The organism is Ramlibacter sp. GCM10027632 (assembly GCF_042675325.1).
Classification (GTDB): domain Bacteria; phylum Pseudomonadota; class Gammaproteobacteria; order Burkholderiales; family Burkholderiaceae_C; genus Ramlibacter.
The window spans coordinates 1-12,454 of sequence record NZ_JBHTGW010000006.1 but is presented as its reverse complement, the minus strand read 5'-3'; the positions used below and the strand labels follow the sequence as shown (position 1 = coordinate 12,454).

Here is a 12,454-nt window from a genome sequence, read left to right as displayed (position 1 = left end):
TCGCCCGGGCTCAGAGGCCCAGCATCAGCTGGAGGTTCTGCACCGCCGCGCCGCTGGCGCCCTTGCCCAGGTTGTCCAGGCGGGCCACCGCCACGGCATGGCGGTACTCGTCGTTGCCGAACACGCGCAGTTCGAGCTTGTTCGTGTCGTTCAGGGCCAGCGCGTCGAGCTTGCCGCTCTCGGTGGCGGGCTCCACCGTCACCCACTCGCTGCCGGCGTAGTGCCGCGCTAGCGCGTCGTGCAGGTCCTGCGCCGAGGGCTTGCCGGGCAGCAGGTCCAGATGCAGCGGCAGCTGCACCAGCATGCCCTGGCGGAAGTTGCCCACCGAGGGCGTGAAGATCGGGCGGCGGGTGAGGCCGGTGTACTTCAGGATCTCGGGCAGGTGCTTGTGCTTCAGGCCCAGCGCGTACAGCTCGAAGTCGGGGGCGCGGCCGGCCTCGTAGTCCTCGATCATGGTGCGGCCGCCGCCCGAGTAGCCGGAGACCGAGGGCAGGGCCAGCGGGAAGTCCTTCGGCACCAGGCCCGCATCGACCAGGGGGCGCAGCAGCGCGATCGCGCCGGTGGCGTAGCACCCGGGGTTGCTCACGCGCCGGGCGTTGACCACGGCCTCTCGCTGGCCGGCGCACAGCTCGGGGAAGCCATACACCCAGCCCTCGGCGGTGCGGTGCGCGGTGGAGGCGTCGATGATGCGCGGGCCCTGGCCCTGCGCCCGCTCGATCTCGTCGACCATCGCCGCCGACTCGCGCGCGGCGTCGTCGTGCAGGCACAGGATCACGAGGTCCACGCCCGCCATCAGCTCGCGCTTGGCCTGCGGGTCCTTGCGGCGGGCCGGGTCGATGCTCACGACCTCGATCGCGGGCATGTGGGCAAGGCGTTCGCGGATCTGCAGGCCGGTGGTGCCGGCTTCGCCGTCGATGAAGACTTTAGGCATCGTTTTTCAGTGAAATGGGGCGCCCCGCCCATGTAAGAGAGGCGGAAGTTTCAGGGTTATCACCATGATACAGTCGCAGGTTGCTATTCGGCACCCGAAACCCGGCCTGCCTCACCCTGCCGGGGACCCCCCTCACTCTCAAGAGATATCCTCATGAAGATCCACGAGTACCAAGGCAAGGAGATCTTGCGCAGCTTTGGCGTGCCCGTCCCCCGCGGCATTCCTGCATTCACTGTCCAGGAAGCGGTCGAAGCCGCCCAGAAGCTTGGCGGCCCGGTGTGGGTCGTGAAGGCGCAGATCCACGCGGGTGGCCGCGGCAAGGGTGGCGGCGTGAAGGTGGCCAAGTCCATCGAGCAGGTCAAGGACCTGGCCGGCCAGATCCTGGGCATGCAGCTCAAGACCCACCAGACCGGCCCCGAGGGCCAGAAGGTGCGTCGCCTGTACATCGAGGACGGCGCCGACATCCAGAAGGAATACTACCTGTCCGTGGTCACTGACCGCGCCACGCAGAAGGTCGCCTTCATCGCCTCCAGCGAAGGCGGCATGGACATCGAGGAAGTGGCCCACGCCACCCCCGAGAAGATCATCACCATCTTCGTCGACCCGCTGACCGGCCTGACGCAAGCCCAGGGCGAGGAACTCGCCAAGGGCGTCGGCATGCCCGCCGACTCCGTCGCCCAGTTCATCGACGTGTGCCAGAAGCTGTACAAGTGCTACATGGACACCGACGCGTCGCTGGTGGAAATCAACCCCCTGAACCGCGACAGCAAGGGCAACATCATCGCCCTGGACGCCAAGTTCAACTTCGACTCCAACGCCCTGTTCCGCCACCCCGAGGTCGTCGCCCTGCGTGACCTGGACGAAGAGGATCCGGCCGAAATCGAAGCCTCCAAGTTCGACCTGGCCTACATCAGCCTGGACGGCAACATCGGCTGCCTGGTGAACGGCGCCGGCCTGGCCATGGCCACCATGGACACCATCAAGCTGTTCGGCGCCGAGCCGGCCAACTTCCTGGACGTGGGCGGCGGTGCCACCCCCGAGAAGGTCACCGAAGCCTTCAAGATCATGCTGAAGAACCCCAAGGTCGAAGCGATCCTGGTGAACATCTTCGGCGGCATCATGCGCTGCGACACCATCGCCACCGGCGTGATCACCGCCTGCAAGGCCGTGAACCTGAACGTGCCCCTGGTCGTTCGCATGAAGGGCACCAACGAGGAACTGGGCAAGAAGATGCTCGCCGAGTCCGGCCTGCCGATCATCAGCGCGGACAGCATGGCGGAAGCGGCCCAGAAGGTCGTGGCGGCTCTGAAGAAGGCTTGAAGGAATCACCATGTCGATCTACATCAACAAAGACACCAAGGTCATCACCCAGGGCATCACGGGCAAGACCGGCCAGTTCCACACCGAGAAGTGCCAGGAATACGCCAACGGCAAGAACTGCTTCGTCGCGGGCGTGAACCCGAAGAAGGCCGGTGAGTCGATCTTCAACATCCCGATCTACGCCTCCGTCAAGGAAGCCGCCACGCAGACCGGCGCCACCGTGTCCGTGATCTACGTGCCGCCCGCGGGCGCCGCGGCCGCGATCTGGGAAGCCGTCGAGGCCGACCTGGACCTGGCCATCTGCATCACCGAAGGCATCCCCGTCAAGGACATGCTGGAAGTGCGCAACAAGATGAAGGCCAAGGAAGCCGCCGGCGGCAAGAAGACCCTGCTGCTGGGCCCCAACTGCCCCGGCCTGATCACGCCCGACGAGATCAAGATCGGCATCATGCCCGGCCACATCCACAAGAAGGGCCGCATCGGCGTCGTGTCGCGTTCCGGCACGCTGACCTATGAAGCCGTGGCGCAGCTGTCCGAGCTGGGCATCGGCCAGTCCTCCGCGGTCGGCATCGGCGGCGACCCGATCAACGGCCTCAAGCACATCGACGTGATGAAGGCCTTCAACGACGACCCGGACACCGACGCCGTGATCATGATCGGCGAGATCGGCGGCCCCGACGAGGCCGAAGCCGCCCGCTGGTGCAAGGCCAACATGAAGAAGCCCATCGTCGGCTTCATCGCTGGCGTCACCGCCCCTCCCGGCAAGCGCATGGGCCACGCCGGCGCGCTGATCTCCGGCGGCGCCGACACGGCCGACGCCAAGCTGGCCGTCATGGAGGAGTGCGGCTTCAAGATCACCCGCAACCCCTCGGAAATGGGCCGGCTGCTGAAGTCGCTGCTGTAATCCGCAGGCAAAAGCGGCCACGCGCCGCGGAAATTGTGGGCAACCACAATGCAGGGCCGATTGACCTGAGGGACAATCGGCCCTTTCCTTTTCTTACGGTCCCGAAAGTTTTTTGCGGGGACCCCCCTCAACATGGAAGCACTCACCACAGCCACCTTCTGGATCGCCGTCGGCCAGATCATCCTGATCGACATCCTGCTCGGTGGAGACAACGCGGTCGTCATCGCCCTGGCCTGTCGCGGCCTGCCCCCGACCCAGCGCCGCCTGGGCATCATCTACGGCACCGCCGGTGCCATCGTCCTGCGCGTCGTCCTGATCGCGTTCGCCCTGGCGCTGCTCGCGGTGCCCTACCTCAAGCTGGTCGGCGCGGTCCTGCTGGTGTGGATCGGCATCAAGCTGATCGTCCCGCAGGACGAGGACGAGCACGGCAACATCAGCTCCTCCGACAAGCTGTGGGGCGCGGTGAAGACCGTGATCGTGGCCGACCTGGTCATGAGCGTGGACAACGTGCTGGCCATCGCCGGCGCCGCCGAGAGCGCGGGCCAGCACCAGCTGGGCCTGGTGATCTTCGGCCTGCTCGTGTCGATCCCCATCATCGTGGCCGGCAGCCAGATCGTCCTCAAGCTGATGGACCGCTTCCCGATGATCATCACCCTGGGCGGCATGCTCCTGGGCTGGATCGCCGGCCAGATGGCCTTCACCGACCCCGCGCTCAAGCCCTACCTGCCGGCCGACAAGGCCTGGGAGTACGCGGCGGCGGCGGCAGGTGCCCTGCTGGTCCTGGCCGTCGGCAAGGCGCTGCTGCGCATGCGCCCTGCGGCGCACAGCGAAGAAGCCGCCTGACACGCAAGGCCGTGGGCTGACGGCTTGTCCCCGCCGTCAGCCTCTGTTAACTTTCGCTCACAGTCGCCGCCGGGGATTTAATCCTCCGATGCGGGTGCGAGGCAGGTTCGCCTCGCACGAGACCAGAATACACAGAGGTCGGCGGAAGTGGGCACTTCATCACAAACCAGGCATCGCGCCCCTTGGCGCCGGGGGGATGCCTCGGGCCGGGCGGCGCGGGACGCCGCCGGTCGTTGCATGCGAGACACAGCGCGGCCCTTGGAGCGCTGACGCATGCACTACGCGTTTGCCTGCCTGACCGACCGTGGCCTGACCCGCGCGAACAACGAGGACGCCGTCTTCGTCGATGCGGCGCACGGGCTCGCCGTCCTGGCGGACGGCATGGGCGGCTACAACGCCGGCGAGGTCGCCAGCGGCATGGCGACCTCCCTCCTGGCCGAACACCTCGGGCGCTGGCTCGAGGACGCCGGCCCGTCCCCGGACGGCCGCGACCTGCGGCGCGCCCTGCAGGCCTGCGTGGCTGAAGCCAACCGGGCCATCTTCGATGCGGCCCAGGCCAACGCCCACTACGCGGGCATGGGCACGACCCTGGTCGTCGCGGTGTTCCAGGAGGCGCGCGTCGTCGTCGGACACATCGGCGACTCGCGTTTGTACCGGCTGCGCGGTGGCCACCTCGTGCGCATCACCCGTGACCATTCCCTGCTCCAGGAGCAGCTCGACGCCGGACTGATCACGCCGCAGCAGGCGGCCGTCTCCGTCCACCGCAACCTCGTCACCCGGGCCATGGGGGTGGACGAGGCGGTGCTGCTGGAGGTGGCCGAGCACCGGGTGGAGCCGGGCGACTGTTACCTGCTGTGTTCGGACGGCTTGTCCGACATGGTGGACGATGCGAGCATCGCCACGCTGATGGCGGCGGATGTGTCGCCCGACGCCCGGGCGCGCCTGCTGGTCGACGCGGCCAATGCGCGCGGCGGCCGCGACAACATTTCCGTGCTGCTCGCCCAGGCCAGCGGCACGCCGGCGAAGCGGGGCCTGATGTCCCGCCTGCTGGGTGCGTGATTACCAGGAATCGAGAGGAGAGGGGCCATGCCGAAGATGATCATTTCGATCGACGGTGTCGTCATCAAGGAGGTGCAGCTGACCAAGGACCGCACCACCCTCGGCCGTCGGCCGTACAACGACATCGTGATCGACAACCTGGCGGTCAGCGGCGAGCACGCCGTGCTGCAGATGGGGCCGGGTGGGGTGATGCTGGAAGACCTGAACAGCACCAATGGCACCTATGTGAACGGGAAGTCGGTCAAGCGCCAGTTCCTGCATCACAACGACGCGGTGGAAATCGGCAAGTACAAGATCCGGTACCTGGACGAGGCGCCGGCCGCCTCCTTCGAAAAGACGATGGAGGTGCAGCCGCCGGCCGCCGCTGCCGCGGGCATCGCCCCGCCGATCCCGCCGACGGTGCCGGTGACGCTGGGAGAGCCTGGCGGCGAGCAGCGCGCGGTGATCAAGGTCATGTCGGGCGCCGCCGCGGGGCGCGAGGTGGCGCTGGTGAAGGTGGTCACCACCATCGGCAAGCCGGGCGTGGCGGTGGCCGCCATCACCCGGCGCACCGAGGGTTACGTCGTCGCCCACATCGACGGCGAGGACCCGCCGCGATTGAACGGCAATGCGGTGGGCGCGGACCCGGTGGGCCTGCACAACGGCGACCTGCTCGAACTCGCGGGGACGCAGATGCAATTCATCCAGGCGTGAGCGTGATCGGATGACGTTTTGTGTCACTGCGCGACACGGCCGGTCGACAAAAATGTCGATCTGAATTTGCCAATTGATCGGGATCAGGGACGCAGCGTGGATTTCTTGGCGGGATGGTAGGTTTTGGTAGTCTTCTGAAGTTGGCACATCAATTGCAGTGTCAACTTGCTTCTTCAGATTTATTCCGGAGGTTTCATGAAGCGTCAACTGCAAGCGGGTTTCACCCTTATCGAATTGATGATCGTCGTCGCGATCATCGGCATCCTGGCGGCTGTGGCGCTGCCGGCTTATACGGACTATACGAAGCGGGCGAAAGTGTCCGAAGTGATCTTGGCTGCATCTTCTTGCAGGACAACTATTTCTGAGGTGTATCAGACTGCTCCAGCCGATGCCACCACCATCGATTTCGGCTGCAATGAAACTACGCAGAAGAGCAAATACGTAAAGGCGATCGCCGTGGACGCGAACGGCGTAATCACTGTTACTGCGACGGGATTCGGTGACACGGGAACCGACGCGATTGATGACAAAAAGATCTCTTTGGTGCCTTACCATACCGAGGCGGCGAAGAAGGTTGTCGCCACCGCGGGTCACGTAGGCTCGCCGGTGTTCAAGTGGACTTGTGGTCCGACCACTGAAGGTGGGATTCCTGCAAAGTTCTTGCCCGGTTCCTGTCGCGGTCCGCTCTGATCTTTGAGAGATTAACGGGGTTAGGTCTTGTATCAACTCGACTAGTCCAGTCTGACTGACGGACCCCTGGCGCCCCCTTCCAACCCTCACGCCGGCTCCCGCCGGCGTTTTCATTTCTCGAGCCCGAACCTCTGGCCTAATCCGGGGACTCTAGGGTCAGGTCTTGCACTAACGCGACCAGTCCCCGCGGGGTGACCCGGTCCTCTCGATCACCCAACGCCGGCTGATGCCGGCGTTTTCATTTTCCATCCACAACCTCTGGCCTAATCGCGTCCATGCGCATCCCCATGGGGTGTGATTCGCCAATCGAGGCAGGACACGAGGAGATCCAACGGATGCAGGGCCGGCAAGGCACATCGAAACAGGGCGCACCCTGGCTGCTGGCGCTGGTGGTGCTCGCCATCACTGTCCCCTGGCTCAACCCCTACACCGCCGGCCCGTCCGCCGCCGTCGTCCCCTGGCTGCTGACCCTGTGCGCCACCGCGCTCCTGTGCCTGGCCGCGGGCGTGCGCAGGCTGCCGGCCTCGCTGGTCGCTGGCGGCGTCGCCTTCGCAGCCTGGGCGATCGCCCGCGGCACCGGTAGCCTGGAGACCTACGCCGTCGCCGGCGGCGTGGCCCTGGTCCTCATGGCGGCCGCCGCAGGCGCCTCGTTGGCGCAGCGCCCGCAGGGGGTGCGTACGCTCGCCGAGGCCTGGGTCATGGCCGCCTCGCTCAGCGCCGTGATCGCGCTGTGGCAGCACCAGGGCTTCGTGCAGGAAGCCATCGCCTGGGCCAGCGCCGCCTCGCCCGGCGAAGCCTACGGCAACCTGCGGCAACGCAACCAGTTCGCCAGCCTCACCGCCATCGGCCTGGCCGCCTGCGCCTGGCTGTTCACCCAGGGCACGCGCGCACGCCTGCTGCTGCCGCTGGTGCTGCTGCTGTCCGCCGCCAACGCCGCCAGCACCTCGCGCACCGGCCTGCTGCAGCTGCTGCTGATCGCCGGCTTCTCCATGGCCCTGCCCGGCCCGCGGCGCGGCGCCCGCGTGGCCCTGTCCCTGGCCGCCATCGCCGCCTACGCGCTGGCCGCCATGGGCCTGCCCTGGCTGCTGGAGGTGCGCGGGCTCGGCGGCGCCAACCTGCTCGATCGCGTGGCCGGCGTCGGCGCCTGCAGCAGCCGGCGCGTGCTGTGGTCCAACGTTCTGGACCTGATCGCGCAGCGGCCCTGGCTCGGCTGGGGCTGGGGCGAGCTCGATTACGCCCACTACGCCTTCCTGTACGACGGCCCGCGCTTCTGCGACATCCTGGACAACGCGCACAACCTGCCCCTGCACCTCGCCGTGGAACTGGGCCTGCCCGCCGCCGCGCTGTTCGTGGGCGCGGCAGCCGCCGCCGCCTGGCGCGCACGCCCCTGGCGCGAGACCGACGGCGCCCGGCGCCTGGCCTGGGCCGTGCTCGCCGCGCTCGCCCTCCACAGCCTCGTCGAATACCCGCTGTGGTACGGGCCGTTCCAGGTGGCCGTGGGGCTGTCCCTGGGCATCCTGTGCGCGCGCGGCGCGCCGGCACCCGCAGCCGCCGCGGGCGTGGCCCGCGTGGCGGTGCCCGCACTCGCCCTGGCCGTCGCGGCGTACGCGGGGTGGGACTACTGGCGCATCGACCAGATCTACCGGCCCGAGTCCGCGCGCGCGCCAGCCTATGCCAGGGACACGCTCGCCCGCATTTCAGGCTCATGGCTGTTCCATGACCAGGTGCGGTTCGCCGCCTTCACCATGGCGCCGCTGCGTCCCGACAACGCGGCCCAGGTCCACGCCGAAGCGCAGCAGGTGCTGCATTTCTCCCCCGAGCCGCGCGTGATCGAACGCGCGATCGACAGCGCCCTGGTCGCGGGCCGCGAGGACAAGGCCCGGCTCGAGATGCGGCGCTTTGCCGCGGCGTTCCCGGAGGAACACGCGCGCTGGCTGGCGCGCAGGCAGCCAGCGTCGTCCCCGCGCTGAGGCCGTCGGACGCGGCCCTCGCCGGCGAGATGGCCGCGTCGCGTGCGGCCCGCCGTGGCTTGGCCGCGAAGCGGTCGCATCCCTCGTCACATCGTCACGTGCCTGTCACTTCGCGTGCTTAACGTTGGCGTCGATTTCTTTCCAACGGAAATTTTTCGACCCAAAGGAATTTGTCGTGAACAAGCACAACGAGCGCGCACTGGACGCAGTGGATTTCAACGAGGAAAACTCCAACGACTCACCCAACCCGACTTTCGACGCCGTGCTGCAGGCGCGCCTGAGCCGCCGCGGCCTGCTGCGCGGTGGCGTGGGCACCGTCGGAACGGCCATGCTGGGAGGCTTCGCGGTGAGCGCGTGCGGCGGCGGCGACGTGGCGCCCGCCACCCAGGCTCCCCAGGACAAGCTGCTCGGTTTCAGCGCCGTCCCCAAGAGCCTGGCGGACGCGGTGAGCGTGCCTGCCGGCTACACCGCAACGCCCCTGTATGCGCTGGGCGATCCCCTCACCGCCTCGACGCCTGCCTACAGGAATGACGGCACCGACAGCGACTTCGAGAACCGTGCCGGCGACCACCACGACGGCATGGAGTGGTTCGGCCTTGGCGCCGACGGCAAGCCGTCCGCCACCGCCACGGACCGCGGCCTGCTCGCGATCAACCACGAGGCCACGACGGACGAAAGACTCAGCTCCTTCTTCCTGCACGCGGACGGCGGGACCACGACGCTTCCGCGTCCGGCCGCCGAGGTGGACAAGGAGGTCGCGGTCCACGGCGTCTCGGTCGTCGAGGTGCGCAGGGTCGGCGCCAAGTGGGAGTACGTGAAGGACTCGGCCTTCAACCGCCGCCTGACCGCGCTGTCCGAGGTGGAGATCTCGGGACCTGCCCGTGGCAACGCCCTGCTGGTGACGAAGTTCTCACCGACAGCGACGAAGACCCGCGGCACCCTGAACAACTGCGGCACCGGCAAGACGCCCTGGGGCACCTTCCTGACCGGTGAGGAAAACTGGTTCGGCTATTTCACCCGCAGCGCGACGGACAACGCGGCCCGCGGCACCGACAAGAGCGTCACCGCCCTGAACCGCTATGGCCGAACCCAGGGCGCGGCCTCCCGCCACGGCTGGGAGAGCGCCGGGACCGAAGACAAGTACGCCCGCTGGAACAACAGCAAGCTCGGCACGTCCGCGGACGGCAGCGACGACTATCGCAACGAGATGAACGGGATGGGCTACGTCGTCGAAATGGATGCCTACGACAAGACCCGGCCGGCCCGGAAGCGCTCTGCGCTGGGGCGTTTCGCGCATGAAAGTGCTGCCTTCGGCCGGCCTGTCGCGGGCCAGCCGCTGGCGGTGTACATGGGCGATGACGCGCGCAACGAATACATCTACAAGTTCGTTTCCGCCGCCAGCTGGAACGCCGCCGATGCCAACCCGGCGGACCGCATGGCCACGGGCGACAAGTACCTCGATGCCGGCAAGCTGTACGTGGCCAAGTTCAATGCGGACGGCACCGGCCAATGGGTCGAACTGTCGGTGGCCAATGCGTCGATCGCCGGCTACGCGACCTACCGCTTTGCCGACCAGGCCGATGTGTGCGTCAACGCCCGCCTCGCAGCCGACGCGGTCGGTGCGACGAAGATGGACCGCCCCGAGTGGTGTGGCGTCAATCCCGCGAACGGCGAGATTTATTTCACGCTCACCAACAACAGCAACCGGCGCGTCGATCCCACCGGCTCCTCGCAGCTGGCGCCCGATGCGGCCAACCCGCGCGCCTACACCGACATGAAGGGTGCGACGACCCAGGCCGGCAACCCCAATGGCCACCTGCTGCGGGTCAAGGAGGGTGCTGCCGGCGCGGCGGCCACCTCGTTCACCTGGGACATCTACCTGTTCGCCGCCGAGGCGGGCGCCGACAAGGCGATGGTCAACATCTCCAGCCTCACCGCCGACCAGGACATGTCCAGCCCGGACGGCCTGGTGTTCAGCCCGAACACCGGCATCTGCTGGATCCAGACCGACGATGGGGCCTACACGGATGTCACCAACTGCATGATGCTGGCCGCGATTCCCGGCCAGGTCGGCGATGGCGGCAAGAAGACCCTGACCTACACCACCGCCGCGGGCGGCACGCTCAACGTGGACACCCAGGTGGGCAAGCTGCCGACGGCTGATACGCTCAAGCGCTTCCTGGTCGGCCCGGTGGGTTGCGAAATCACCGGCCTGTGCGAGACCCCCGATGGGAAGGCGATCTTCGTCAACATCCAGCATCCGGGCGAGACGACCTCGCAGGCCAACCTCGCTGACCCGACGAAGTACACGAGCCAGTGGCCGTCGAATGCCGGCTACGGTGCCGGCAAGCGTCCCCGCTCGGCCACGATCGTGATCACCAAGAACGACGGCGGCCGGATCGGCACCTGACGCCGCCGCGAGGCAGCCGCTGCCCGGCCTCCGCAAGGGGGCCGGGCCATTTCATTCCGGCAGGTTGCCCGGTACCCCAGCCCCGGAGGCGCCGCCCTGGCCCGGGGCCACGAAGCTCCCGGACTTGCCCCCGTGCTTCTCCAGCAGCTGCACGCCCTCGATGACCATGCCCCGGTCCACCGCCTTGCACATGTCGTAGATGGTCAGGAGGGCGACCTGCACCGCGGTCAGTGCCTCCATTTCCACCCCGGTCACGCCCACGGTCTCCGCCGTGCAGCGGCACGAGACGGCGTGGTCCTGGGGCTGCAGCTCGAAGTCCACCGCCACGCGGGTCAGCGGAATCGGGTGGCACAGCGGGATCAGGTCGCTGGTCTTCTTGGCGGCCTGGATGCCGGCGATGCGCGCGATGCCCAGGACGTCGCCCTTCTTGGCGGTGCCCGAAGCCACCAGCTGGAAGGTGCCGGGCAGCATGCGGATGCGCCCCTGGGCCACCGCCACCCGGTGCGTGGCGGCCTTGGCGGACACGTCCACCATGTGGGCTTGGCCTTGCGCGTCAAAATGCGTCAGTGAACTCATGGCGGGCAGGTGACTCTGCGTGAAGGTATGAAGCATTCGATGATACGGGCGCCGCGCACGCGGGCCCTGGCGCTGCTGCTGGCCCTCGGGCTGGCGGTGCCGCCCGTGCCCGCGCAGCTGCCCGCCCTGGGCGACGGCGGCGACCTCTCGGTCAGCACCGAGCGGCGCATCGGCGACCGCGTCGCGCGCGAGTTGTTCCGCGACCCGGACTACCTCGACGACCCGATCCTGTCCGATTACCTCGACAGCCTGTGGCAGCCCCTGCTCGCGGCCGCCCGCCAGCGCGGCGACCTCGGGCCCGACCTGGACCAGCGCTACGCCTGGCGCCTGCTGCTCGGGCGTGACCGCAGCATCAACGCCTTCGCCGTGCCCGGCGGCTGGATGGGGGTGCACCTGGGCCTGATCGCCGCCACCACCACGCGCGACGAGCTCGCCTCGGTGCTGGCGCACGAGCTCACGCACGTCACCCAGCGCCACATCTCGCGCATGGTCACGCAGGACAAGCGCCAGGCGCCCTGGACGATCGCGGCGGTGCTGCTCGGCGCGCTGGCCGCCTCGCGCAGCCCCGACGCGGCCAGCGCCCTCATCACCGGCGGCCAGGCCCTGGCGATCCAAAACCAGCTCAGTTTCTCGCGCGAGATGGAGCGCGAGGCCGACCGCATCGGTTTCGCCGTCATGACCCAGGCCGGCTTCGCGCCGCAGGGGTTCGCCAGCATGTTCGAGAAGCTGCAGCAGGCCTCGCGCCTGAACGACAACGGCAGCTACCCCTACCTGCGCACCCACCCGCTGACGACCGAGCGGGTGGCCGACATGCGTTCACGCACGCAGCTGGGCGCCCGTGCCGCGCCGCTGCCGCCCGACCTGCAGCATGCGCTGATGGCGGGGCGCGCACGCGGCCTGTCGGCCGCCGGCGTGGACCGCCAGCGCGCGGTGCTGCAGGAGGCGCTGGCCCAGCGCGCCGACGGGCCCGCGGCGCGCCAGGCCGGCGCGCTGTATGCCGGCGTGGTGGCGGCTTCGCGCCTGCGCGAGCCCGCGCAGGCGCGTGCGCTGGCGGCGCG

The 12,454-nt window shown here is 68.3% G+C and carries 11 protein-coding genes; 9 read left to right on the top strand and 2 right to left on the bottom strand.

Going from position 1 to position 12,454, the window contains the following annotated elements; genetic code table 11:
* Nucleotides 1-10: 10 nt before the first annotated feature.
* The gene (argC, locus tag ACFQZY_RS10450; RefSeq protein WP_377415570.1) at nt 11-931 is read right to left on the bottom strand and encodes an N-acetyl-gamma-glutamyl-phosphate reductase; all 921 of its coding nucleotides are present in this window, start codon (nt 929-931) and stop codon (nt 11-13) included.
* A 153-nt stretch (nt 932-1,084) separates the two neighbouring features.
* Between argC and sucC the strand changes: the two genes are divergently transcribed.
* From sucC to ACFQZY_RS10410, 8 genes are all read left to right on the top strand, one after another.
* Entirely contained in the window at nt 1,085-2,251 is a 1,167-nt protein-coding gene (gene sucC, locus ACFQZY_RS10445) for an ADP-forming succinate--CoA ligase subunit beta (protein ID WP_377415569.1), read from the top strand.
* Nucleotides 2,252-2,261: 10 nt separating this feature from the next.
* A complete protein-coding gene (gene sucD / locus ACFQZY_RS10440; protein ID WP_377415568.1) occupies nt 2,262-3,155 on the top strand; it encodes a succinate--CoA ligase subunit alpha in 894 nt (297 codons plus the stop codon).
* A gap of 132 nt (nt 3,156-3,287) precedes the next feature.
* Nucleotides 3,288-3,998: a TerC family protein gene (locus tag ACFQZY_RS10435; protein WP_377415567.1), complete on the top strand. Its 711-nt coding sequence runs from the start codon at nt 3,288-3,290 to the stop codon at nt 3,996-3,998.
* 273 nt (nt 3,999-4,271) lie between these two features.
* A complete protein-coding gene (locus tag ACFQZY_RS10430; protein ID WP_377415566.1) occupies nt 4,272-5,057 on the top strand; it encodes a Stp1/IreP family PP2C-type Ser/Thr phosphatase in 786 nt (261 codons plus the stop codon).
* 27 nt (nt 5,058-5,084) lie between these two features.
* On the top strand, nt 5,085-5,750 hold the full coding sequence (locus tag ACFQZY_RS10425) for an FHA domain-containing protein (protein ID WP_377415565.1): 666 nt from the start codon (nt 5,085-5,087) through the stop codon (nt 5,748-5,750).
* Nucleotides 5,751-5,945: 195 nt separating this feature from the next.
* Nucleotides 5,946-6,440: a pilin gene (locus tag ACFQZY_RS10420; RefSeq protein ID WP_377415564.1), complete on the top strand. Its 495-nt coding sequence runs from the start codon at nt 5,946-5,948 to the stop codon at nt 6,438-6,440.
* Between the two features lie 335 nt (nt 6,441-6,775).
* Entirely contained in the window at nt 6,776-8,410 is a 1,635-nt protein-coding gene (locus ACFQZY_RS10415; protein ID WP_377415563.1) for a Wzy polymerase domain-containing protein, read from the top strand.
* A gap of 175 nt (nt 8,411-8,585) precedes the next feature.
* A complete protein-coding gene (locus ACFQZY_RS10410; protein ID WP_377415562.1) occupies nt 8,586-10,820 on the top strand; it encodes a PhoX family protein in 2,235 nt (744 codons plus the stop codon).
* A gap of 51 nt (nt 10,821-10,871) precedes the next feature.
* On the opposite strand, the gene moaC is transcribed toward ACFQZY_RS10410, so the two are convergent.
* Nucleotides 10,872-11,396 carry a cyclic pyranopterin monophosphate synthase MoaC gene (moaC, locus tag ACFQZY_RS10405; protein ID WP_377415561.1) on the bottom strand — a complete coding sequence of 175 codons (525 nt, stop codon included), beginning with the start codon at nt 11,394-11,396 and terminating at the stop codon, nt 10,872-10,874.
* Between the two features lie 27 nt (nt 11,397-11,423).
* Between moaC and ACFQZY_RS10400 the strand changes: the two genes are divergently transcribed.
* A partial coding sequence (locus ACFQZY_RS10400) for a M48 family metalloprotease (RefSeq protein WP_377415560.1) occupies nt 11,424-12,454 on the top strand: 1,031 nt, incomplete at its 3' end.